Origin of the sequence: Saprospira grandis str. Lewin, assembly GCF_000250635.1 — a bacterium.
GTDB lineage: Bacteria > Bacteroidota > Bacteroidia > Chitinophagales > Saprospiraceae > Saprospira > Saprospira grandis.
The window spans coordinates 886,022-911,508 of sequence record NC_016940.1 but is presented as its reverse complement, the minus strand read 5'-3'; the positions used below and the strand labels follow the sequence as shown (position 1 = coordinate 911,508).

At 46.4% G+C, this 25,487-nt stretch carries 17 protein-coding genes; 2 read left to right on the top strand and 15 right to left on the bottom strand.

Annotated features, from left to right (window positions below):
* Positions 1–19: 19 nt before the first annotated feature.
* On the top strand, positions 20–883 hold the full coding sequence (locus SGRA_RS03930; protein ID WP_015691282.1) for a hypothetical protein: 864 nt from the start codon (positions 20–22) through the stop codon (positions 881–883).
* Positions 884–1,122: 239 nt separating this feature from the next.
* On the opposite strand, the gene SGRA_RS03920 is transcribed toward SGRA_RS03930, so the two are convergent.
* Positions 1,123–2,391 carry an alkaline phosphatase D family protein gene (locus SGRA_RS03920; protein WP_015691281.1) on the bottom strand — a complete coding sequence of 423 codons (1,269 nt, stop codon included), beginning with the start codon at positions 2,389–2,391 and terminating at the stop codon, positions 1,123–1,125.
* Positions 2,392–2,506: 115 nt separating this feature from the next.
* Here SGRA_RS03920 and SGRA_RS03915 point away from each other — a divergent pair, with 115 nt between their 5' ends.
* Complete coding sequence (locus SGRA_RS03915) at positions 2,507–2,926, top strand: hypothetical protein (protein WP_015691280.1); 420 nt, start codon at positions 2,507–2,509, stop codon at positions 2,924–2,926.
* Between the two features lie 317 nt (positions 2,927–3,243).
* On the opposite strand, the gene SGRA_RS03910 is transcribed toward SGRA_RS03915, so the two are convergent.
* The 14 genes from SGRA_RS03910 to SGRA_RS03830 form a co-directional block, all read right to left on the bottom strand.
* A complete protein-coding gene (locus tag SGRA_RS03910) occupies positions 3,244–4,908 on the bottom strand; it encodes an IS1182 family transposase (protein ID WP_015691278.1) in 1,665 nt (554 codons plus the stop codon).
* Between the two features lie 224 nt (positions 4,909–5,132).
* A complete protein-coding gene (locus SGRA_RS03905; RefSeq protein ID WP_015691277.1) occupies positions 5,133–8,663 on the bottom strand; it encodes a beta strand repeat-containing protein in 3,531 nt (1,176 codons plus the stop codon).
* A gap of 399 nt (positions 8,664–9,062) precedes the next feature.
* Positions 9,063–10,454, bottom strand: coding sequence for a cell division protein FtsZ (ftsZ, locus tag SGRA_RS03895; RefSeq protein WP_015691275.1), 1,392 nt, complete (start codon positions 10,452–10,454; stop codon positions 9,063–9,065).
* A gap of 50 nt (positions 10,455–10,504) precedes the next feature.
* Positions 10,505–11,848, bottom strand: a complete 1,344-nt coding sequence (ftsA, locus tag SGRA_RS03890; RefSeq protein ID WP_015691274.1) for a cell division protein FtsA — start codon at positions 11,846–11,848, stop codon at positions 10,505–10,507.
* Positions 11,849–11,904: 56 nt separating this feature from the next.
* Positions 11,905–12,693, bottom strand: a complete 789-nt coding sequence (locus tag SGRA_RS03885; protein WP_015691273.1) for a cell division protein FtsQ/DivIB — start codon at positions 12,691–12,693, stop codon at positions 11,905–11,907.
* Positions 12,694–13,169: 476 nt separating this feature from the next.
* A complete protein-coding gene (gene murC / locus SGRA_RS03880) occupies positions 13,170–14,531 on the bottom strand; it encodes a UDP-N-acetylmuramate--L-alanine ligase (RefSeq protein WP_015691272.1) in 1,362 nt (453 codons plus the stop codon).
* Between the two features lie 334 nt (positions 14,532–14,865).
* Positions 14,866–15,951, bottom strand: a complete 1,086-nt coding sequence (gene murG / locus SGRA_RS03870; protein ID WP_015691270.1) for an undecaprenyldiphospho-muramoylpentapeptide beta-N-acetylglucosaminyltransferase — start codon at positions 15,949–15,951, stop codon at positions 14,866–14,868.
* A complete protein-coding gene (locus SGRA_RS03865) occupies positions 15,951–17,117 on the bottom strand; it encodes an FtsW/RodA/SpoVE family cell cycle protein (protein ID WP_015691269.1) in 1,167 nt (388 codons plus the stop codon). Before SGRA_RS03865 ends, murG begins: the two co-directional genes overlap by 1 nt.
* A 6-nt stretch (positions 17,118–17,123) precedes the next feature.
* On the bottom strand, positions 17,124–18,500 hold the full coding sequence (gene murD / locus SGRA_RS03860) for a UDP-N-acetylmuramoyl-L-alanine--D-glutamate ligase (RefSeq protein WP_015691268.1): 1,377 nt from the start codon (positions 18,498–18,500) through the stop codon (positions 17,124–17,126).
* A gap of 1 nt (position 18,501) precedes the next feature.
* A complete protein-coding gene (gene mraY, locus SGRA_RS03855) occupies positions 18,502–19,755 on the bottom strand; it encodes a phospho-N-acetylmuramoyl-pentapeptide-transferase (protein ID WP_015691267.1) in 1,254 nt (417 codons plus the stop codon).
* 213 nt (positions 19,756–19,968) lie between these two features.
* Complete coding sequence (locus tag SGRA_RS03845) at positions 19,969–21,018, bottom strand: leucine-rich repeat domain-containing protein (protein ID WP_015691266.1); 1,050 nt, start codon at positions 21,016–21,018, stop codon at positions 19,969–19,971.
* 473 nt (positions 21,019–21,491) lie between these two features.
* Positions 21,492–22,967, bottom strand: coding sequence for a UDP-N-acetylmuramoyl-L-alanyl-D-glutamate--2,6-diaminopimelate ligase (locus SGRA_RS03840; protein WP_015691265.1), 1,476 nt, complete (start codon positions 22,965–22,967; stop codon positions 21,492–21,494).
* A 9-nt stretch (positions 22,968–22,976) separates the two neighbouring features.
* Positions 22,977–25,136, bottom strand: coding sequence for a penicillin-binding protein (locus tag SGRA_RS03835; protein ID WP_015691264.1), 2,160 nt, complete (start codon positions 25,134–25,136; stop codon positions 22,977–22,979).
* A 9-nt stretch (positions 25,137–25,145) separates the two neighbouring features.
* Positions 25,146–25,487: an FtsL-like putative cell division protein gene (locus tag SGRA_RS03830; RefSeq protein ID WP_015691263.1), complete on the bottom strand. Its 342-nt coding sequence runs from the start codon at positions 25,485–25,487 to the stop codon at positions 25,146–25,148.

The window sequence follows — 25,487 nt, the reverse complement described above, 5'->3', positions numbered from 1 at the left end:
ATCTAACTCACCTATACCTATGAAAAATCTACTCTTTGCTCTAAGCCTGCTGCTTTCAGGCCAATTGTTTGCCCAACATCCTACGCCTGTAGATATGTTGTTTAATCCCACCGAAAATATTTTCCAGTTCTCCGGCGCCGGCGGAGGTAACCTCTATGGCCTTTTTAAGGCTTCTGGTGCCGCTTCTGGAGTCTTGGCCCTAGATGCCAATTATAACCTAAAGGAAAAAGTGGCCAATGGCCGCAAAAAGATCAATACGGTTGCCCTCAATTTTAAGGTGCACCCCTTTATCAATACCCTTTTGGAGGGCCGAGATTCTCTGGATTTTAGAAAGTTGGCCTTTCAGGATAATGATTTTCGCCTGCAGTTTGGCGCCCGCTATACTATGCTCAGCGAGAAGGAAAAAAAGGGCCTCTTAGAGGGCAATTCTAAGCGTTTTGCCCAAGCTTTTATTGATGTGATTGTGGTCCCTTACCAAATTGAAGAGTCGGTCAGCAACCAAACGGGCTTTACCAGCCTAAGCCTAAATATGGGCGGTAAGTTTGGTATCCTGCGCAAAATTATGGGCGGTACTTTTGGCATTACGGCCAATCCACAGCTAGATTTACTCTTTATTTTGGACCAAGATATGGCTTTTGAAGAGGCTTTTCTCAAAGATCCTACGGCCAACCAACTCGCCAATATGCAGGCTAGCGCCAGAGCTTTTGCCGCTGCAGGCCTCAAAATTGAAGTGCCCCTCAATGATTTTATGCTCACTTTTGATGTCCGCCGCTATTATAAGCTAGGCGAGGGGGCCGAGCTAGAAGGCCTAACCGATCGCACCCTCTTTTCTGTAGGCGGTGTGGCTATGGGCAGCATCTTTAGCAAAAAGAAAAAAAAGTAAATTGAATAACTAGAAACAAAGGCTGTTTTGGGGGCCTCCGCAGCAAAGCTGCGGCGCTACGTTTCGCAGCTCGCTGTTCGCTCGGCCCTTCGCCGCTTTCAGCGGCTTGGTCTGGCCCTTCGGGCCACTGCTGCACATCGCTAGGCCTGCGGGCTGCTGCGCAGCCCTGCAAAACCGTTTAAGTATTGGACCAAAATGAACGGCCAGCGCAATGAGTTGCGCTGGCCGCTTTTTATGCCTTATTGCAAATCTTTAAGGGCAATTTCTCTTTGCCAGAGCAGCTTCCCTTTCCGATTAAAGGTTTGGATGCGGCAAATGCGCTGCAAACCCTGGCCCAGAATAGTCAGCAGGCCATAGTTTTGTTTGCGGACAAAGGTACCCTCTTCTCTACAATCATTTTCCTTAGAATAATAGGGGTCGGTAAAACTAGTCAGGGGAGAGCAAGTATACTCATAAAGCGGATAGTCAGCTTCTCTTTTTAGGCAGTTGAGCTCGCTATAGTGTCGGTCTCCACTAATAACCACTACGCCCTTGATGTCCTCTTTTTGGAGAAAGTCTAGAAAGTCTTGTCGTTCTGCTGGAAATTCGTCCCAATGATCTCCTTTATCTAATTTGGGCCAAAGTTGCGTTCCTGAAAAGATAAATTTAAAATCGCCTTTGGCTTTTTTGAGTTGTCTTTTGAGCCAATCCATTTGTTTTTTACCAAAAAGCGTTCGTTTCTCTTCGGGGCCATCGCCAATACAATAGTAGCGAGAATCGAGCAAGAAAAAGTCGCAGTTTTCTTGGCTAAAGTGGCTATAAACGCCTGGGTTGTCTTCTTCGCCATAGTAGGGATTGGCCCACATCTTTTTAAAGACATTTAAGGCGGTATCTTTTAGCGGGAAATTGGCATCGCTATTATTGGGGCCATAATCGTGGTCGTCCCAAGTAGCGTATTGGGGACAAGATTGCAAAAACTTATTAATGGGCTTGCGTTCTCTAGATCGCAGATTTTTTTTGACCATCCCCTTATAGGAGTTCCATTGGCCAAGAACATAATAGACATTATCGCCGGTCCAGACCATAAAGTCGGCATCTGTTTGGGCCATTTTATTAAATATCTTGTTATATCTTCGGCGTTTGCCAAACATATTGAGGACTAAGGGATATTGGAAGGCACAAGAGCCCGTTAGAAAGCTAAAGCTATCTTTTTGGGGAGTAATGGCTGGTTTTTTTTGGGCCAAAACCCGCACTATCCGCTTATTTTTCCAAAGGGGCTCATCCTGATAACTAATGCTACTAAATTCTTGTTCTAATTCTTTGAGGACATGAGCTAGGCGGTTTTTCTTTTGTAAAACGGGTTTTTTCTGGACCAATATCCAGAAGCTAGCGGTAGAATCGGTATAGTGGCCAGGCATAGGCCCACTAATCACTTTATAATCTAGGAGTTGTTCTTGGCCAAAGAGGGAGAGACTAAAAAAAAGGAGAGAGAAAAGGCAGAAAAAGGCAGGAGAAAAAGAGGTACGCATGTTAATTTAATGTTAGCTGTTGTACAAGTCTGCAAATATAATTAAGTAGTTGAGATCACCTTCAAAAAATAGAAAAATCCCTACCTTAGCAGGCCCAATAAATCAAATTTGTGCTATGATTTTCGATATTGACTTTAGTAAAGAAGAGGTGGCGCGTTTGTACTTGACCTACAAGCGTCGTCCGGAGAATTACGACAAGATAAAGAAGCGTTTGATGGGCTCTAAGGCTCGTAAGGAGTACCAGAAAGGGCAGCGAGGACGTTATTTCTTTATGGGGGCGGTGATTGCCATTAGTATGGTGGGATCTGCCTATGCGTTTTTCTTGGGCCATTGGGGGAGTTTTGGGGCCATTTGGCTCATTTGTGCGGCATTCATGATTGCTTTAGGGACCTTTTCCTTTGTGGCCTATCGCAATTTTGAGCTTGTTTTTAAGCGGAATGTGGCCTTTTTTGAGGAGTTTGAGGCTTTGGCCGAGAAAAGCAATAATGTAGAAGATTTTCAGATTGACTGGAACCTGAAAGAAAAGGCAAATTAGCCGCTATTTATGTTTAGCGAGAAGGCCCCAAAAGCAATTGCTTTTGGGGCCTTTTTTTTGGACCAATTGGATGGGACAGGCGGCGAAGCCGCCGCAGGCTGAGGGATGGAAAGCAGTGGCCCGAAGGGCCAGACCCAACAAAAAAGCGCGAAGCGCTTTTTTGTGCAGGGCCGAGCAGACCTGCGAGCTGCGACACAGCCCGACCCGCCCGAGAACTCGGGGCTGTTGAGGAAGTCAAAAGTCATTTTTAGGACTAAAAAAATAAAAAATGTTAATAAGTGTCCATTTTTTACAAAAAGGCAATACTTGCCCCTTAATTACCCTCTTTTTGCGGCAATACTTTTGTTATTTCTGTTAAAAAGAGTCGTTTTTGATGTTTTTGGACAGACTTCGTCCATAGTTCGAGCTTTATGCTTTGCTAGTTTGGCAATATTCATACTCATAGCAAGCAAGCCGACCTCTATATTCACCTTCTTTAATCCTCGAAGCATCAGTCGCCGAAAGCCTTTGTTTTGTTTTAGCTCTCCAAAACAGCCTTCAACATCTACTGATCTTTGTTTTCGTTTTCTAATCCCCTCTTCACTTAAAAGTAATTTTCTTGCTTTGGCTCTTAATCGCTCTAGATTAGGCGTTCTATGGATTCTTCGATTTGTAGAGGTTTTTTTATTTGAGTTCTGTTTTAAGCAGGGCTCCATCAGCGCACAGCCCTTACAGTCTGCTGCTTCATATATATTTGTTTCTTTAATGTAGCCTGACCGAAGTGTCTTTTTAGTCTCTCCTATTCGGTTTATTTTTTTCCCAACAGGACAAATATAAAAGTCACCTTTTTCATCATAGTGAAGGTTTCTAGCATTCGCAAACTCTTTTGTTTTAAAATTTCTTCGATGCTCTCTGTAAAAAGAGCCATACTTTACAAAACCCTCTATTCCTTTTTCTTCTAAAAAAAGATAATTTTCTTCGCTTCCATAGCCAGCATCTGCGGTGACTTGCTTGGGATAAAAATTATAACGCTCTTTAAATCCCTCTAAATGACGGATATAGGTGGCCATATCAGAAGATGTTCGCTCTACTGAATAATGAGTAATTACTCTATTGGATGTCGAAAATTGAATATTGTAATTTGCTTTAAGCTGGCCATTTTTTAAATGATCATCCTTAGTTTGCATAAAGGTGGCATCATGATCCGTTTTACTATAACTTCCACGGCCATCTATAATAGCTTCCTGATCTTCATAACGTTTATAGCGATCTGCAAATTTATTTATCGCCCTTAAGTTTTTTTTTTCTTCCTTGGCGATCTTTGCTTTTATTTCCTTATCTGACACTAACTGATTGATTCTATCAACAGTCTCTTGTATCTTTTCTGAGCTAGCCTTTTTTCCTAAATTTAAGGGCTCAATCTCTTGTTCCTCAGACTTATAAAGGCCTTCTAAATAAGCCCAGAAACCTTCCAGGCGCTCTCTGATTTTTTCTTTACTACTAGATAAACGATTCGCCCAAACATAAGTATAGCGATTTGCATTAGCCTCTAATTTTGTCCCATCTGTATAAACATCTTGCAAATCAACTAGACCTGCTTCTGCAAGTAGCAAAACGATATCTGTAAAAATATCTTTAAACATCTCTCCCTCAAATCCTTGTAGGCGCTTTGAGCGAAATATACTAATCGTAGAATGATCTGGAGTAGAACGGCCACTCAACCAAATAAAAGGAATACTCTCTTTTAAGGCTTTTTCTATTTTTCGAGAAGAGTAAGTGTTGTCTAAATACGCATAAATCAACACTTTAATCATCATTTTCGGGTCGTAAGATGAGCTTCCTCCACCTTTATAACTATCATATAGGCGTTTCAAGTTGACTTGTTCAATCACTTGATTGACAACTCGAACAGGGTGATCTGCTGGAATCCATGCTCCTAAATCCTCAGGAAACATGCTCATCTGATTTTGTTGGCTATTGCGAAATACAGCTTTTCTTTTCATCCTTAAATTTACAAAAAATAGACAACTTATACAACTATATACCTATATAGTTTTTCGGTAAAAGTAATTAGCTAATGTCTTTTTCAACAGCCCCTTTGAATCGCTTCGCAAAGCGATACCGCTTTGCGCTGGGTTTCAACCCGGCGGGAGGGGCAGCCCCAAAAAAAGACGCCCCTCCAAAAAGGAGAGGCGTCAGCGGTTAAGCACCTAAGAAAGGGGCTAAATTACTTTTTGCTGATGCGGTAGCTATTGCTAGCTTCTTGATCGGCAACACGTAGGAAGTAAACGCCGGCGGGCAATTCACTCATATCGATATCAAACTGTTGGTTAAGTACTTGGCTAGCTTGGAAGCTGCGGATGACTTGACCAGCGGCATTGCTCAATTCGATTTTCACATCGCTAGCTTTGTTAAGTTCGATAGTCAATTTAGCTACAGATTCCACAGGGTTGGGGAATACGCTAATATTGATATTGGCATTAGTGGCTAGAACAGCAACGGGGCCATCGGGAACATTAACGGTGAGGCTAGTATTACAGCCGTTAGCGTCGGTAACAGTTACAGTATAAAGACCAGCAGTCAAGTTGCTCACATTGGCCGTAGTGGCACCATTAGACCAAGCGTAGGTATAAGGAGCAGCACCAGCAGTAACCGTAACATCGATGCTACCATCGTTGGCACCAACAACAGAAGTTCCAGTTACGGTAGTATCGAGAACGATAGCTACAGTAGCATTTACAGTACTGTTGGCTACCAATTCGCAGCCGTTAAGGTCAGTAATAGTTACGGTATAAGTACCAGCGGCAAGAGCTGTGAGGTCGGCAGTAGTTTCGCCATTACTCCAGTTATAGCTATAAGGAGCAGAACCACCAGAAGTAGTTGTGCTGATTGCACCATCTGCGCTACCGCTACAGCTTAGGTCAGTAACCGTCATGTTATTGACGATAGCAGTAGGTTGAGCGATCGTTACAGTAGCATCTTTAGTACAGCCGTTAGCATCGGTAACAGTTACGCTATAAGTACCTGCGCCGATATTGTTGATAGCGGCAGTATTGGCATTGTTAGACCACATATAAGTATAGCCAGGAGTTCCACCAGAGGCAGTGATTGTAGCCATACCATCATTGCTAGAGAAGCAAGAAGCGTCCATAGTTCCAGTCATGTCTACACTGGCATCAACGGGAGCGGGAGCAGTAAGAGTAACCACGGTGCTTACGGCACAACCATTATCATCAGTAACAGTTACAGTTTGGTTACCAGCAGAAAGTCCGCTAGCAGCCGCTGTAGTTTGGCCATTAGACCAGATGTAAGTGTAGGGAGCTGTTCCACCAGCAGCGGTTACAGTAGCTTCTCCGTCACTAGCCGTGTTACAGCTAAGCTCAGAACCGTTGTAGTTAGAAGTTACGGTAGCCGTAGCGGTAGGTGCGTTGGGGTTGCTTACGGTAGCAGTAGCGGTAGCTTGGCAACCGTTGGCATCAGTAATAGTTACAGTATAAGTACCAGCAGAAAGGTTAGAAGCGGTAGCGGTAGTTTCGCCATTGCTCCAGTTGAAGCTATAAGGTGTAGTTCCACCAGCAGGAGTTACTGTAGCAGAACCGTTGGCGGCGCCACAGCTAGAGTTTACGCTAGAAGTAGTTCCGCTTACTGTACCTGCGGTGCTACCTACTGTAGCGCTGCTAGTTACAGCACAGCCGTTATTATCAGTTACGGTTACATTGTAAGTACCGGCCATAAGAGCGGTAGCGGTAGCGGTAGTTTGGCCATTAGACCAAAGGTAAGTATAAGGAGCAGTTCCAGCAGAAGCAGTTACTGTAGCCGAGCCGTTGGCAGCGGTACAAGTAGCATCTGTAGCTGTGGTGCTTGCGGTGGGGCCAGCGGGGCTACTTACAGTAGCGCTAGCCGTACCTTCACAACCGTTAGCGTCGGTGAAAGTCACGGTATAAGTACCAGCCATAAGAGCGGTAGCGGTAGCGGTAGTTTGGCCATTAGACCAAACATAGGTATAAGGAGTTGTACCGTTGCTTACGCTTACTGTAGCAGAACCGTTGGCATTGCCACAAGTGGCGTTGGTAGCGGTAGCGGTACCGTTTAGCGCAACAGTTGCAGCATTAACAGTAGCAGAAGCTGTAGCGACACAGCCAGTAGCATCAGTAATTGTTACATCATAAGTACCTGCAGCCAAACCGTTGACTGTTTGTGTAGTAGCGGTAGTAGACCAAAGGTAAGTATAAGGAGCAGATCCGTTAGCGGGGTTAGCCGTTACCGAACCGTTGCTAGCCGTACAAGTAGCGTCTGTAGCTGTAGCTGCAGCCGTAATGTTACAGCTTACATTGAGGTAAGGACGGATAACGGGAGTGTAAGGGAACCCACCAGTAACCAAACCATCTAGTGTTTGGTAAGCACCACCATTAATATTGGCATACACCGTATTGGGCGTATAGATATCAGGATCACAAAGGATGTTAAGTCCATCCATAGTAATTGACTCTTCTACAGCAACTAGGTATTGGCCCGGAGTAAGGTTAAGTACACCGCCTGTAGTATTCGTAATAGGCAAGGTCAGGATAGTACCATTAGCCGTAGTATCTGCAGGTGTAAGAATGTAGTTGGCCGATTGTCCGATGATTGTACCATTGGGTACACCAGCAGTGGTTTGAACAACAACAAGACGCACCGTATCCCCTAGGTTAGTGGCATCGGGGGCCAAAAAGAACAAAGCAGAGTCTAGCTGAGTATTCGCCGTAATGTCGAAAAGATTACCCATAATAGCTAGAGCACCAGCACCAGCACCAACGATGTTCGTCGGGCTACCCGCATCACGAGCATACTCATTGTCTGTAATCGTAAGACCGTAGCGGGCGGTATCATTAGCCGTGCTACCTGTAGGACCCGTAATGATGTGCTCAAAGATATAACCTGATTGTGCAGGAGGGGCAAAAGTACCCATGCTTACCGTTGTGCTCGCTCCAGCAGCCAAGTTAGTGGCCGTGTTGTTGTAGGTCTGGATAGGTGTACCAGGAGCTGCAAAATCATAGATATTGGTAGTAATGCTCACAGAAGCGGCTGTTCCTGTACCTGCATTAGAGATTGTCGTGCTAACGGGAATTGTTCCTGCTTGAGACTGAGGCACCAAGGTGTACTCTGAAGGCGAAATAGCCGAAATCAAGACTTCATTAGAGGCCGGAGTCTGGTTCAAACGAACGTTATCTACGCCCAAACCAGTAGCCCAACTACCACTGTCATTATACAAGAACGAAATCAATACATTGGCATCATTTACATAAGCATTTAGCGAAATGGTCGTATTGTCCTGCCAGCTTCCATCAACGGCAGGCATTACATAAATGGGGGTCCAAGTAGTACCACCATCTGTACTCACCTCAATCTGTCCAGCACTTCCATACAGTCCATCCATATAGAGATCAACAATCAATTCTACACCACCCGAGCGAGATGCAAAGTTCTGCACAGGTAAAATAAGACGGTCTGCAGACTTATCACAGTTGCAAACATCATCATTGGTCTGTGCAAAAAAGGTGTGAGCAGGAGCAGGCCAAAGACCTGCCGCATTGGCATCCGCATTAGTACCCACATCATAGATACCATCTGTAGAAAGCCCTGTTTCGGTCCAACCCGTAGGCAAACCGTTGGCGCCCGTAAGGCCCTCAAAGTCTTCCGTAAAGAAGATTTGTGCATTAGATTGCTGCCAGAAAAAAAGGCTAAACAGCAAGAATGCAAAAGTCTGAATTCTAGTCATTTAATTTTGTTTTGTTAGTTAAAATGGAAAACAGTCCAAATCTATGGATTTTCTAAGACAATTGGGGGACAGCTTTCAAAGATAGGCCATAACTTATCATTTTTAACAAAAAATGGATAAGAAACGAGCAGTCTTAACAATTCTAGCCTCCACTTTGGATATGTTATAAATTCTCAGAAGTATTATATCAATGATTTGGGGCCCGCGGCCAGCTTAGCTGGCCGCCGCTATGCTACGCCGCTCGCAGGTCTGCTCGGCCCTGCAGCCCTGTGGGCTTTGGTCTGGCCCTGCGGGCCACGGCTGCGCAGCGCTGGGCCAAGAAAAGGCCTTCGGCCCCAAAAAAAAGCAGAAACTTCTAAACTAGAAGTTTCTGCTTTTGCCAAGACAAAAAGGTCATCGCTAATCGACATTATCGTGCAAATAAGAATTTCGCTCGTTAATCTCTGGGCGGCCATGTTCATCTACCGACCAATTAGAAGACTCTTTATTCTCTTTTTTTTCTTTTCCCTCCAAACGAACTCCCTTACGCATATAGGCAGGTTGGTTCTCCAGACGGCGAAGCTCTTCGCTATCTCCAAGCTGATAAGGCGGCTCCATATTGCGGCGCTGCTGTTTTTGCTCGTTTTTTACGAAGGGTTCTTCCTTTTTATGCTCAGAATAGGGCTCTTTTCTAGAACCTAGTTCTTGAATCCCTTTTTTTTTACTCAAAAAGCTGTAGCCATCATCCTCTGCATCATCCAAAGAAACGCGCTCAATCGTTTTGCGAGGCTGCTTAACAGGCTCTTCCTGCTTACGCACTTGCTCGGCCTTAAAACGAAGCTCATTCTCCTTCAAAGAAGACTGAAAACCTGTAGCAATAACCGTAACGGCTAAGCTATCGCCCAAACTCTCATCATGGCAGTTACCCCAAATCAAGTCGGTGCCTTCTCCAGCCTCATTTTGTACGTATTCCGTAATTTCAAATACCTCATCCATAGTTACCTGACGGGCACCAGAAGTGATATTCAACAAAATGTGCTTGGCCCCTTTGATATCGCTATCTTCCAATAGGGGAGACTCCAATGCACTTTCTACAGCCTCCAAAGCACGGTTCTCTCCATCCTTTACAGCAGTACCCATTACGGCTACACCAGAATCCCGCATTACGGTATTTACATCTTCAAAATCCACGTTCACATAACCAGGAACAGTAATGATTTCCGCAATACCCTTAGCCGCAGTGGTCAAGATATTATCCGCCTGAGCAAAAGCATCAGAAAGCGAGAGGTTGCCATAGATTTTACGCAATTTATCATTAGAAATGACGATAAGCGTATCCACATTCTTCTTCAATTCTTCCAAACCTTCCTGAGCTTGCTTTGCCCGACGACGTCCCTCAAAGCCAAAAGGCATAGTCACAATCGCTACGGTCAAAATATCTAGCTCACGAGCCGCTTTGGCAATAACAGGAGCAGCTCCTGTACCGGTGCCCCCGCCCATTCCAGCAGTGACAAATAGCATCTTTGTATTATGCTGGAAAAAATACTTGACTTCCTCCAAAGATTCAATACAAGATTCACGGCCTACCGCTGGCTTAGAGCCAGCACCACGCCCTTCTGTAAGATTTGGACCCAACTGAATTTTTACCGGGATCTTACTTTGGTTCATCGCTTGGTTGTCGGTGTTGGAAATCGCAAAATCCACTCCTACAATGCCTTGCTCAAACATGTAGGCAACGGCATTACTACCGCCACCCCCTACGCCTATTACCTTGATAATAGACTCCTTATCTTCAGGTATATTGAATTGCATAGCAATCTTATTTCACTTTTAAAATAATGGCCTAAAATAGGCATTTTTTACTACAAATCAGCATCTGGATCAGCTTCTAGCCAATTTTTTGCCTTTTTGACCAAACCAGAAAAACTCCAACCACTGCTTTTTTTCTCCCGAGGCTGCTCTACCTCCAAATGAGATGGTGAGTCGGCAGTCTCTTCTGTAGCTGTATTTTCATAGCTGCTCTCCAGCTCTCGACTAGTATCTAGCTTGCGGTTGTCAATGCCATTGATGATCAAACCAATAGCCGTCGCATAGATGGGGTTCATCATTTGCTCTTCATAGCCATGGGCCAAATGCTCAGAAGGATCTCCCAAACGAACAGTATAGCCCGTATGGTATTCCACCAATTCTTTCAAATGCTTGAGCAAAGAACCCCCGCCAGTCAAAACAATACCCGCTGTAGCCACTTTTCTGGCCAAACCCGAACGGTCAATCTCCCAAACAATGCTGTCCAAAATCTCTTCCATACGCGCCTGAATGATATGGGCCAAATTACGCTCCATAATCTCCTTTTCAGGACGACCCTTTAGGCCCGGAATCGTAATCACCCGACTATCCGTGATCTTCTCTGCCATAGCGCAACCAAAACGACGCTTGAGCTTTTCAGCCTGATCACTCATTACACCACATCCTTCCTTGATGTCCTGAGTCACAATATTACCCCCAAAAGGAATAACCGCAGTATGACGGATAATCCCCTCATGGAAAATAGCCAAATCAGTAGTTCCGCCTCCAATATCAATCAAGACCACCCCAGCTTCCATCTCCTCTTCAGTCAATACCGCAGCAGCAGAAGCAATAGGCTCCAAGGTCAAGTTTTCCATCTCTAAAGCCGATTTCTCCACACACTTTTTCAAGTTCTTAATGGCAGAAACCTGTCCCGTAATAATATGAAAATTAGCCTCCAAACGAACACCCGCCATCCCAATAGGATCAGCAATGCCTCGCTCATTATCTACTGTATATTCTTGCGGAATCACATGGATAATCTTGTCGCCAGGAGGCAAGGCCAATTTGTGCATATCCGCAATTAGATCATCTATATCTCCCTGAGAAATTTCATCCTGTAGGCTATTTCTGGTCAACATTCCCCGATGCTGCAAGCTCTTAATATGCTGGCCCGCAATTCCCACCTGCACAACTTCCACCTCAACGCCAGAGCTACGCTCGGCCTCCTCAATCGCTTCGCAAATGGCCGTTACTGTCTTCTCAATATTCGATACGACTCCTCTAGAAACACCCAGTGATTCTACTCGCCCTGTACCCAATACTTCCAACTGACCATGCTCGTTCTTCCGACCCGCCATGGCCACAATCTTAGTGGTCCCAATATCTAGCGCTACTACAATTTCGTTCGTCTGTTTCATTTTATATTAGTGATCTAATTTTAGGTGAAGGCTAGCCAGCTAGCCCTGGGGAATTGCTATCTCTTTTTGGCCACTATCTGCCCCTCAAACGCTAGGTTTAGCAACTTGTACTTCTCCCAACCCTCATAAGGCATGGCCTCTTTGTAAAATATCTTTAACTCATCCAACTTCTCCGCCGTACGCTCCAAGGGCGCCCCGAAATATATTTTGTGGTTGCCCACTTTCGGAACCAATAAAGCATCGCCCAAGCGATTGATGTGTATTTGCTCGATCTGCTTAGACAATAAGGGGTCGTCCAAAATTGCCTGCGCCAAAATAAAACTGTGCCGCAAACGATGGTCCTCCAATTCCATAAAACTAGAGTTGTACAAACCAATGTCTCCCGTCACCACCAATACCCGAGCCGTGTATTTAGTCGAAAACGGAATCTGCCGACCCTGCGCATCCAAATAATAGGTCTCATCCTCTACATCCATCACCCGCAAAATAGGCAAACGCTGCTGAATACTAATATTGACATTCGCCATGGCATCTACATAGACGTCGGCCTCCTCTATAAAAAGATCTTGCTCCAATGCGGACTCTATCGCCGCCACATCAATCTTTTCCAAAGTCTGCCCCTCTACAAAATGTCCAAAGGTCTTGACCAATATATCCCGCACATCATTACTGTCCACAAAGGCATTGCCCTGAGCATCTTCTTCTATCTGAATATATACCCTAGGCACCCGACTCTGCTGCCGATATCGTACACCGCCCCATATCAAGAGAACCAATACTAAGGCCCCAATGATCCAGCCCATCCGAGCCGCTATCCACTTCAATCTTGCAGGATGTACTTTCATACCTTTTTAATCTGTTGCTAAATAGACCTTTTTTCTTTTGGGGCCTCCGCTGAATATCATGTTGCGGCGGTTACTCCCTTCGGTCGTCGAACTGCGGTCTAAAGACCTTGTTGTCGTTTACTTCGTCGAACTGGCGCCTCTTCGAGGCTGGTTGTCAGGGCTCGCTGCTGTTTTGGGGCCTCCGCAGCAAAGCTGCGGCGCTACGTTGCAGGGCTCGCTATTCGCTCGGCCCTTCAGCGCTGCGCGCTTCGGTCTGGCCTTCGGCCACCCCTCCACATCGCTAGGCCAGTCGCTTCGCTCCTTTGCGGGCGCTGCGCGCCCTGCTACATCTTTTGGACCAATTTAGCATTAACCGCCGCTTAGACTCCAAAATAAAAAAACTTTTTCGCCTATTTAAACGCTAAAAGATAGCGTAAAACTTTGGCCTAAACAACGGCTTTCGACAAAAAATTCCGTTTTCTTTGACGCAAAAAATTTTATTCGGTTTTATGGTAAATTTCTTCTGCTATTTTTGGCACTAAGGCGCCTATGTCGCCTGCACCCAAACTCAATAAAAGAGCAGGAGGCTCTTGGGCAAGTTTGGCAAGTAGTTCCGCCTGACTCACTAATTCTTTTTCGCTTAGCTGCATACGGGCCAAAATAGCCGCAGAATCAACGCCTTTAATGGGCTCTTCTCGGGCGGGATAAATATCTAAGAGGTAGAGCTGGTCCAAACCATCCAAAGCCGCAGCAAAGCCATCCATAAAGTCACGAGTGCGGCTAAATAAATGTGGCTGGAATATCCCCACCAATTTCCGCTTGGGAAAAAGACTGCGGGCGGTCCGTATGGCCGCTTTTAATTCGGTGGGATGATGCGCATAATCATCTATAAATACTTTGTTAGGCTGCTTGACCACCCACTCAAAGCGCCGCCAAATGCCTCTAAAACTGCGCAAACCTTGGCGAATTTGCTCTTCACTAAGGCCCAATTCTAATGCTACGGCTATAGCCGCCAAGGCATTTTCTACATTATGTCGACCTGGCAAAGAGAAATTGAGGTCCTCCCAAAAATGCTCCGCCAGTTGTGCATCAAAAACAAAGTTGGGGGCCTGCGCCCGAATCCGACTCGCCTGATAATCGGCCGATTGGCTGGCGCTATAATGGGCCACTTTAGCGCTTAGGTCCTGCTGCTTTACTTCTGTGCCCTGGGCCAAAAAGAGCTGCTTGCTGCAAAGTCCCGCAAACTCATTAAAGCTATCGAGCAGTTGAGTATGCTCTCCATAAATATCCAGATGGTCCGCATCCGTAGAGGTGATAATACCAATTTCTGGACGCAGATGCAAAAAGGAGCGATCAAATTCATCGGCCTCTAAAACTACCCAATCCGAACTGCCCGCCACAAAGTTACTTCCTAAATTATTGGCGATACCGCCCAAAAAGGCCGTACAGTCAATTCCTCCCGCTCTGAGCAAATGAGTCAAAATAGAAGAAGTGCTGGTTTTGCCATGGGTGCCCGCCACGGCAATGCTCCGCCGCTCTCTAGAAATTAGGCCCAAAAGCTCAGAGCGCTTGAGCAAAGGCGTAGCTGCCGCCTGAAAATATTGTAGTTCGCTATTTTTGGCGGGAATAGCGGGGGTATATACCGCCAAATCTACATCGGCTGGAATTTGATCGGCTTGCTCTGTATAATGAATATGCATGCCTTCTTCAACCAACTTTTTGGTTAGGGCCGTTTCGGTTTTATCATAGCCCAAAACTTGGGCACCCAAATAATTAAAATAGCGGGCCAGGGCACTCATCCCAATTCCACCAATTCCAACAAAATAGATCTTCTTAATAGAGGCTAAGGCTAATGCCATGATTCAGTTTTTATGAGGTGTAAGAAGTTGGTCCAAATGGCGGCGGCGAAGCCGCCGCTACGGCCAAAGGCCGTAAACGGCCTAGCGATGTGCAGCAGTGCGGCGCAGCCGCAGACCAAGGCCGTCAGGCCGCAGGGCCGAGCAGACCTGCGAGCTGCGAAACGTAGCGCCCGCCGAAGGCGGGAGGCCCCAAAACAGCAGCGAGCTGCGACAACCAGCCTCGAAGAGGCGCCAGTTCGACGAAGTAAACGACAACAAGGTCTTTAGACCGCAGTTCGACGACCGAAGGGAGTAACCGCCGCAACATGATATTCAGCGGAGGCCCCAAAATAGACTACTTGATCAGCTTGAGGACCTCCTGAGCAATTTCTTGGGCGGCCTGAGGTTTGGCTAGACCTTTTGCGGCCTCTCCCAACTTTTGGATATCGGTTTCATTTTGCAAGAGCTCCAAAGCTTGGGGAATCAGTTTTTCTCGGGCTTCGGCATCGGCTAGCCAAAGGGCGGCCTTTTGTTCTGTGAGGGCCTTGGCATTGGCCGTTTGATGATCTTCGGCCACATTGGGCGAGGGGACCAAAATAGCGGCTTTTCCGTTTTCGCAAAGCTCAGAAAGAGTGAGGGCGCCGGCTCTAGCGATGACCATATCGGCCATGGCATAGGCCAGGTCCATCCGTTGAATAAAGGCCTGAATCTTTAGATTGGGATATTTTTGGGCCAGGGGTTCAAACTCCTTAATATAGAGTTTGCCCGCCTGCCAAAGGACTTGGACCTCTTGTTTTTGCAATTCTTCGACAAAGGGCAAAACACTTTCGTTGAGGCTACGAGCGCCTAGGCTGCCGCCCGTCAAGAAAATGGTTTTTTTATTGGGATCGAAGCCATAAAAGTCAAAAGCCTCGGCCCGTTTATCAGATTTTTGCAGTAAATCCTTACGAATGGGATTGCCCGTAAGCACAATTTTATTGGCGGGAAAAAAGCGTTGCATATTGGGGTAAGCCACGCAGACCTTATCTACGCTTTTGCCCAAAATCTGGTTTGTTTTTCCGGCATAAGAGTTTTGTTCATGGACCAAAGCGGGGATCTTCATCATATTGGCCATTTTGACGGCCACCCCGCTAGCATAGCCCCCCACGCCAATAGCGGCATCGGGTTGAAAGTCACGGATAATTTTTCGGGCTTTAGACATCGAGGCCCAAATCTTAAAGGGCAGCTTCCAGTTTTTGAGTAAACTTTTGCGGTTGAAGCCTGCGATAGGGAGGCCTTCGATGCGGTAACCTGCTTCGGGCACCTTTTGCATTTCCATTTTTCCCTCGGCCCCTACAAAAAGGAATTCGGCTTGGGGGTCGGCCTGTTCTAAGGCTTGGGCGATAGCAATAGCGGGAAAAATATGGCCGCCAGTTCCCCCGCCACTAATTAGATATTTCATTAAGCTGCTTCTTCTTTTGCTTCTTTCTTCGGTTGATTTTTTTCAATATTTCGGCTCACGCTCAGCATTACGCCAAAAGAGAGACCCGTAAACATCAGGGAAGTTCCTCCCATACTCACAAAGGGGAGCGTGAGTCCGGTTACGGGCATCAAGTTCACATTTACGGCCATATGGGCAAAGGCCTGAATGACCATACTGGCGCAGAGGCCAAAGGCCAGCATCGCGCCAAAGGTTTTGGGGCTACGGTGCACCATTCTGATCGTACGATAGAGGAGGGCCAAATAGAGCGCAACCACAAAGATGCCCCCAATGATGCCGTATTCCTCAATGATAATACAATAAATATAATCGGAGTAGGAGTGGGGCAAAAAGTGCGCTTGCACCCCATTGCCTGGACCAACTCCAAAAAATCCTCCACGAGCAATAGCCATTTTGGCTTGTTCTACCTGAAAGACATCGCCAGAGCCCGAGCCATCCATAAAGCTGCGCAAACGGCTCACCCAAGTATCTACACGGATCCAATCGACAAAATCGGAGAGAATAACGAGCATGGCAAAAAGGCCCACGCCCAGCATGACCAAAGAAATCAGGCTGCGAATTTCTACCCGACCGATAAACATCAGTAAAATGCAGGTAAAGAACAGGACCAGCGCACTAGATAAATCGGAGGGGGCAATGAGCACACAAACCAGCAAAACGGGCAAAACCAGCTCTAAGAGCGAGCCTTTCTTCTCCTGTAAGAGCGAAATGGTTCGGGCCACATATAAAATGAGTGAAATCTTGGCAAAATCGGAGGTTTGGAAGGTAATGCCGACAAAAGGAATCTTAATCCAGCGGGAGGCCCCGTTCAGCTCTGTCCCGAAAAACATGGTAAAGAGAAGCATCAGGACCGAGAGGACCAGCATAATTGTGGACCAGCGGGCGTAGCGTTTATAGTGAATCAAATGGGCAATATACATCACCACCACCGAGGCGATGAGCAGCATAATATGCTTGACGAGAAAAGACTCGGTGCCCACGCCATTTCGGTTGGCCAGCACTTCTGCCGAGCTATAAACGGTAAGGATAGAAATAATGCCCAAAAGGCCAAGGACCAACCAAATGACTTGATCCCCTTGCAAAAGGGCGGCAATTCGCTTTTGAAAAACACTCATGCTAGAGCTCATGGGCTACTATTTTTTATTTCGATTGAGGGTTAGATTCATTTCCATACTATGACCTTTTTCCAAGAGTTGGCGTTGCTCTTCCAAAATGGCCTTAAATTGATCGCCACGATCGATATAGTTTTTGAATAGGTCGAAGCTAGCGCAGGCGGGCGACAATAGAATATTGTCTCCAGCTTGGGCATAGAGGCTGGCCAGTTTTATGGCCTCTGCCATAGAGGCAGCCTCCACAATATAGTCAGTTTTGGCAGCAAAGGCGGCCCTAATTGGGCGATTATCTACCCCCAAACAAACAATAGCTTTTACGGGCTGCCCAATAAAAGGGAAAAGGCTACTATAATCATTGCCCTTATCCACTCCGCCGACAATCCAAACCGTAGGTGCTTGCATAGCTTCTAGGGCATAGTAGACCGCTTCCACATTGGTGGCCTTACTATCATTGATATATTGAACGCCACCCAAAACCATCACTTTTTCCAAGCGGTGGGGGTGGTTTTCAAAGCTATCGAGGCCTTTTTGGGCCATTTCCTGAGAAACACCCAAACATTTGACAGCTTGCAAAGCCATTTTCATGTTCATCAGGTTGTGGCGGCCCACCAAAGGAAGTTGATCTTGGACAAAGGCCCAATCTTCTACCCATAGCTCTTTGGCATTTAGCTCAGGCCAATCTTGGGCCAAGCAATTGGCCGTAGGTCCCTGATAATAGCGCTTTAAACCAGCGGGAATATACGGATCTTCTTTGGGATAGATAAAAGGCTGCTCAGCTGTTTTATTTTGAATGAGGCGCAACTTGGAAGCCAGATAATTATCCATCTCATAGCCATAACGATCCAAATGATCGGGACTGACATTGGTCAAAATCATCAGTTCTGGGGCCAACTCATAACAGCGATCGAGCTGAAAACTGCTCAGCTCTAGCACCATATATTCATCATCTTGACCTTGGGCCAATTGCATGGCCCAACTCTGACCAATATTTCCCCCTAAGCCCACAGCATATCCCGCCGTTTTGAGCAAATGGTAAAGGAGGGCGGTGGTCGTCGTTTTTCCATTGCTGCCCGTAATGCCGATGACTTTGGCCGAGCTATAACGAGCCGCTAGCTCAATCTCATCCCAAATGGGAATACCCGCAGCACTGGCTTTTTGAATCAAAGGGGCGGTATCGGGAATCCCTGGACTTTTAATAATCAGCTGAGCGGCCAAAATGCGCTCTTCGCTATGTCCGCCCTGCTCAAAGGGAATACCTGCAGCCCGTAAAATATCTGCTCGGTCTGCCCGAATGCTTCCCGCATCCGAAACAAAGACGTTTCCGCCTTTTTTTTGAGCCAAAAGGGCAGCGCCCAAACCGCTTTCCCCGGCGCCTAAAACAACAACTTGTTCCAACATCTTAGCGTATTTTCAAAGTGATGATGGTCAAAACGGCCAACAAAATACCCACAATCCAAAAGCGGCTAACAATTTTCGATTCATGCATGCCCTGCTTCTGAAAGTGGTGGTGCAAAGGCGACATCAAGAAGATGCGGCGCCCTTCTCCATATTTCTTTTTGGTATATTTAAAATAGCTCACCTGGATAATGACCGATAGGTTTTCGGCCAAAAAGATTCCACAAAGCAAGGGAATCAAGAGCTCTTTGCGCAAGATAATCGCAATGGCGGCAATAATACCTCCCAAAGCCAAACTGCCCGTATCGCCCATAAAAACTTGGGCGGGATAAGCATTGTACCACAAAAAGCCAATACAAGCCCCCAGAAAACAGGCAATAAAAATGGTCATTTCTCCCACATAGGGCAAATAGAGGACCCCCAGATAATCGGCCAAAATGTTGTTGCCCGATACATAGGCAAGAATCCCCAAAGTGGCCCCAATAATGGCGGAGGTTCCCGCTGCCAAACCATCTATTCCATCCGTTAAGTTGGCCGCATTAGATACGGCCGTAACAATCAAAATGACAAAGGGAATAAAGAGCAACCAAACCCACTGAGGCGCATTATCGCCCAAAAACCAAAGGAAATCGGTATAATCTAGCTCATTGCCCTTAAAAAAAGGCACATTGGTCATAGTCGATTTCACATAATAAAGCTCTTCTTTATCGCCCAAACGCTCCAGTTGAACCTGAACCGTATCAATCACTTCATAGTGGCCTTGGGCCAGTTGCTCCGCATTTACCCGAACCACAACATCAGAATGAAAAAGCATGGTAGCGCCCACAATACCGCCCAAAACGACCTGTCCCAAAATCTTGTATTTTCCACTCAAACCGGCCTTAGATCGAGTCAGCTTAAAGTAATCATCAATAAAGCCAATGGTCCCCATCCAAACGGTAGAAAGCAACATCAACTGAATGTAGACATTGCTCAGATCGGCCAATAATAGGCAAGGGAGAATAATGGCCATATGAATCAGAATTCCCCCCATGGTCGGCGTTTTGGCCTTGAGTTCCTCTCCAGGAAGGCCCAAAGCCCGCTGTTTTTCTAGCATCTGCCGCCGCTTGATCCAGCCAATAATGCGGCCCCCCATCAAAAGCGAAATAATCAGGGAAATAATAATGGCCAGCGCTGCCCGAAAGCTAATAAACTGAAAAAGGCTGGCGCCAGGAAAATCGTACTGTTGTTCTAGGTAGTCAAATAAATGAAATAACATAAGCTCTTTTCTGCCTCAAGGGCTATGAATAATGGTTCTTTTTTGGGGCTGCCCCTCGCTTCGCTCGGGTCGGGCTGTTTCGCAGCTCGCTGATCGCTCGGCCCTTCGCTTTTTTTCGCTTTGCTCAAAAAAGCTCGGTCTGGCCTGCGGCCACTGCTGTCCATCCCTCAGCCGAGGCGCTACGCGCCTTTTTGGGCCCGTAAATTACAGCAGTTAAAAGAGTATTTCACAATCTGGCAGATATTTTCGGCAGTTTTCTTTCTCCTTTTCTAGAAAAGGGTTGCCTCTGAGGTCCAATTTCTTGAGCTTTTTTAAGCGCTTAAAGGATTTGGGCAGGGATTGCAGCTCATTATGGCTAAGGTCAAGATATTCTAGGTTTTCCATATATCCCATAGCTTTTGGGACCGACTTTAAGTGCGAATGGGCCAATAAAAGCGTTTTTACAGGACTATTTTTATAGAATTTTTTAGACGAAACTAAGCCAAAGCGCATATTGTAGTGACTGCCATCCCCCAAATAACTTGCATTGATATGCCTTAAGTTGGGGAACTGATTGAATAGTTGGTCAATATCTACTAACCTAGGGTTATGACTAACATCTATATAGCTTAGCTTATGGGCCCTTATGCTGTCTCGACTAGGCAAGAAAATAAAGTCATTATGAGAAAGAATTAAGCTGTCTAGTTCCTTTAAGTTAAAAAGCGCATCACCTGCAGCAACAATCTTGTTATGACTGAGGTCGAGATATTTTAGATTTGGGAAAACAGCAAATTCTTCATAGAGCATGCTTAGCTCTGTATGCTTAATGATGAGCTTTTCTAGACTAGGGCTGGCTAATATTTTGGGTGTTGGAACCGGCTTTGTTCTATCGATAGGAAGCTCTTCTGTTAGATAAAATCTTTTTAAGTTTTTTATGGGGTTGTAGCTTAGGTCCAAATAGCGAATCTTAGGAGAATAAAGGAATCGCGTAATATCAGCTATTTCAAATTGATTATGAGAAGCATCAACCCATTCTAGCTGTTTCGTCTCTAGAAAAGAGCCGAAGGGAAAGTCCCGTAAGTTGTTTTCGCTTAAATTTAGATGGGTTAATTGATGGAGCTCTGAAAAACGGGGATCTAGCTTACCTAAATTCTGCTTAGATAAATCTAGAATTTTGGCCTCTTCTTTATGTGCAAAGGCCTCGGATAGACTGTTGTAGCTTTGTGCTTTTAGTTGGGCAAATAGCAGTAGGTAAAGGGCTAAAAAGAGGGTAGTTTTGGGCATCTTGGTTAATTTTGGAGTTAAGGGCAGCTGGGTAACTTCATAAGGGTTTCAACCCTCATTCATCAATCATTGCGAAGCAATACCGCTGTTGTATGGCTGTAGGTTTTAACCTGCAGCCACGGCTAGCAGGCGGCGAAGCCGCCGCAAAGGAGCGAAGCGACTTGGCCTAGGGGCCTGAAAGGGGGCCGCGCAGCGGCAGACCTAGGGCGAAATGAAATGAGCCCGCAGGGCCGAGCAGACCTGCGAGCCCTGAAAGGGCCCGGCCGCCGAAGGCGGCAGGCCCCAAAATATCAGTAAATACTGAGGACTAGTTGAAATAAGGACGGTTTCAAATCTTGTCTTTTCCCTTTCCTGCTTGTTTGGGCTTGACTTAAGCTAAACGCCCAATTTTTAATTAGATACAGAAAAAAACAGAACAGTCCCGATATATTCCCTGCAGCCAGTGATTAGGGCCAAAGGGAGGCTAAGCAGTGCTAAACAAACTTTGCCAACTGCTCTTCCAAGGCTTGGCGCAACTCTTCTCGATCATCAAAGGGAAGGCGTTCCCCCTTAATTTCTTGGTAGGTTTCATGTCCCTTACCCGCCACCAAAATTACGTCCTCGGCTTGGGCCAGTTGGCAAGCCCAGCGGATGGCTTCACGGCGATTGACTTGGCGGTAAGTTTGGGCCTGTTGGGCCTTGCTTAGGCCCGCCCACATTTCGTCTAGAATGGCTTCGGGCTCTTCAAAGCGGGGATTATCAGAGCTCAAGATGAGTAGATCGGAATAAGCGGCTGCTTTTTGGGCCATAATGGGCCTTTTACTATTATCTCGGTTGCCCCCACAGCCCACCACCGTAATAATTCGGCCTGTAGATGTGGTCGCTTTTAGGGTTTGTAAAACCTTTTCTAGGGCATCGGGCGTATGGGCATAATCCACAATGGCTTGCACAGGATTGTTGGGAATGCGCACATATTCAAAGCGGCCCGCTGGTGGTTTCAGGCTAGAGAGAATGCGTAGGACCTCCGTCTTGGGCTCTTCGAGCAAAATAGCGGTAGCATAGACCGCCAGTAGGTTGTAGGCATTAAAATCGCCCACCAAACTGCAGTGGAATTCTTGGCCATCGAGTTCCAGTTGCAAGCCCGAAAGGCTGTTTTCTAGCAAGCGAAAGCGAAAATCGGCCAATTGCTTTTGCGCATAGCGGTAGGCTTTGGCCGAGCAATTTTGGAGCATGACCTCGGCCCGTTTATCGTCGGCATTGACTAGGGCAAAAGCCGAGCTCGGTAGCTGGTCAAAAAAGCGCTTTTTGGCAAAAATATAATTCTTAAAGGTCTTGTGATAATCGAGATGATCGTGAGAGATATTGCTAAAAACGCCGCCTGTAAAATGAGCGCCAGCAATGCGGCCTTGCTCGGCAGCATGCGAGCTCACTTCCATAAACACATAGTCGCAGGCTGCATCTCGCATTTGGGCCAAAAGGGCTTGCAGCTCAATGGCATTGGGCGTAGTATGCGTAGATTTTAGCACCTCATCATCAATGCGATTCTCAATAGTGGAAATCAGGCCCACCTTATGGCCCAGCTTTTTAAACAGCCGATACAGCAAACTTACCGTGCTCGTTTTTCCATTGGTGCCCGTTACGCCTACCAAGGCTAGTTGTTGGCTGGGCTGCTCATAAAAGTTGGCCGCTAGTGGACCTAAAGCATCGGCTACTTTTTCTACCTTAATATAACAGACCTTAGCGGCTATTTTTTGGGGCCATCTTTCGCAAAGCACCGCCGAGCAACCATTGGCCAAGGCTTGCTCAATATAATCGTGACCATCGACCTGGCTGCCAGGCAGGGCGGCAAAGAGCCAGCCCTGCTTAGCTTGTCGAGAATCGAGGCAAAGTCCAGCTAATTCTAGATCGGCAGGAGAGCGCCCTTTGATGTTATAATTGATATTGGCTAAAAGGTCCTTGAGGGTAGACATATAAAAAACTTATCCGAGAACGAGAGTAATAGTTTGAACAGATTGAATGCTGCGGCCAGCAGGCACCGATTGCGATTTGACTTTTCCTACCCCCAACACCCGAACCCGAAGTCGGTTGTTTTCTAGTAAGAATAGGGCATCTTTAAGGCCCATGCCCACTACATTGGGGACCACATCCTTTTGTACATTTCGGCTACGTAGGTTAATCGAATCATTGCGAATCATACCCACCGCCCAAGGGGTAGCCGAGCTATCGGCAAAGGGTAGATTCAGCTCTTTCATGATGTAGTTGAGGTCTTCCTTTTGGCCCACGGGCAGACGAGGTAAAGTAGCATCGGTATAAACGGCCTCATCGGCATTGAGGGCCTTATGAGAACCCAGAGAAAGGGAATAGCAATAGTCGGCAATCTTTCTAAAGACCGGAGCGGCTACACGACCTCCATAAAAACCAGTGCGGGGATTGGTAATGACCACCACACAAGCATAGGCAGGATTATCGGCAGGGAAAAAGCCCGCAAATGATCCCCGATAGCGCTTGGCTTCGCCCTTTTGTTTATGGGCCTTATAGTTCATAATGGCCGTACCTGTTTTGCCCGCAATAGCGTAGCGAGGGGTATAGATACTGTGTGCCGTTCCCTTGGGCGAGGCCACTACTCGTTTAAGCATATCGGTAGCGGCTTGGATAGTCGCCTCTGAGGCAATTCGGCGCTTGACCACCTTGGGCGGAATCTTTTTGACCACCGAGCCATAAGAGCGAATCTCTGTAACAATTTGTGGCTTCATCATCTGGCCGCCATTGGCCACCGCCGAGTAGAAGGTCAGCATTTGTAGGGGCGTGAGCTCCGACTCATAACCAATAGACATCCAAGGAATGGTAATACCACTCCAGTCGCTATTGTTGGGGTCTTTAATATAAGGCTCGCGCTCTCCATCAATATCTACATTGGTAGATTGGGTCAAGACCATATCCGATAGCCGCTGAATAAACTGGCTTTGGCCTTCCTTACTTTTGTTATAATACTTATGCGTCAATTTGGCAATACCCACATTAGAAGAGATTTCAAAGGCCTTGCCTACGGTAGTCAAACGCAGCCCATGATAAGAGGCATCTTCCATGGTTTCATTATAAAAAGTATGTCTTCCTTCCTCAAGGTTGACCGTATCTGTGGGTTTGACATAGCCGTCTTCCATTAGAGCCATAATAGAGGCCAGTTTAAAGGTAGAGCCGGGCTCGGTCCGTTCTCCAACCGCATAGTTGTAGTTTTCCCAAAACTCGGTCCGCTCCTTATTAAATCCAATATTGGCAATGGCTTTAATGGCCCCAGTTTTTACATCCATCACAATAGCACAGCCATGCTCTCCCTCATATTGCTGAAGGCTTTCGAGTAGGGCCCGCTCGGTTACATCTTGAATATTGACATCAATGGTGGTAACAATATCCTGTCCTGCCCGAGGCTCAATTTTAGAAATATCATCTACAGGCACCCAAAGGTCTTTACTTAGGCGCTGCATATATTGTTTGCCTTGTTCTCCGGCCAAAACATTATCAAAAGAACGCTCTAGTCCGACCGAAAGGGTATCTGGACCATTAGCTGTTTGGACCACTCGGCTGTAGCCAATGGTTCGGTGGGCCAACATCTTAAAAGGATATTGCCGCTTGGCCATCTGCTCGACAATCAGACCGCTCTTCAGGCGATCGCCCATAGAGAAAATGGGAAACTCCTTGATCTTCTGCAGCAAAATGTAGCTCACATTGGGCAAAATAGGGTGGTAGCGACGGCTACTATCTCTGGCATTGATAAGCTCTTGGCGACAAAGCCCCGGCGTTTTATCCGTATAAACATAGGTGGCTAAACAAGTGGCTAGGGTATCCACATATTTATCAAAGGTATCTCTAGGCACTACTTTAGTATCCCAATGCACCTTAAAATAGGGGAGGGAGGTGGCCAAAAGGCTGCCGTCATCGGCTAAGATATTTCCTCTGGGGGCCTTAACATCCTTCAAGGCAATATGCTCTTGCTCGGCCTTCTCTCGGAGTTGGCTGCCCTCAAAGTACTGAATACTGGCAATGCGCCCCATGATGAGAATACCAATAAAGCCCATTAGGGCAAAGGTCAGGTAGATCCGCCATAGCACATCCTGTTTGGGCGTCAGTTTAGTGATTTTCATGACCTAGGATTATTCTTTTTTAACTTCAATTTTCTTGGGCTTGCCCTTGAGTGGCTTCAGGCCCAAATGCTCAGAACGCTGAGAAACTCTAGACAACATACTCTCATACATGAGGTCCGATTTGCGGGCATTACTCTCCCAACTGACCTTCTTTAGTTCTCCTTGCAGCTGCCGAATCTCTTTTACCGTTTCTACCGCATAATGCGAGTTGGCAATGTAGATGATCCCCAAAAGGGCCAAGAAAAAAATAAAGTTGATATTCTGAAAGAGCATAAAAGCAAGGGCCTGTAATTGGCTCATCAAAGGGGGAAGCTTAAACTCTCTTCGCTGTTTCTTTTTAGCATTCGCCAT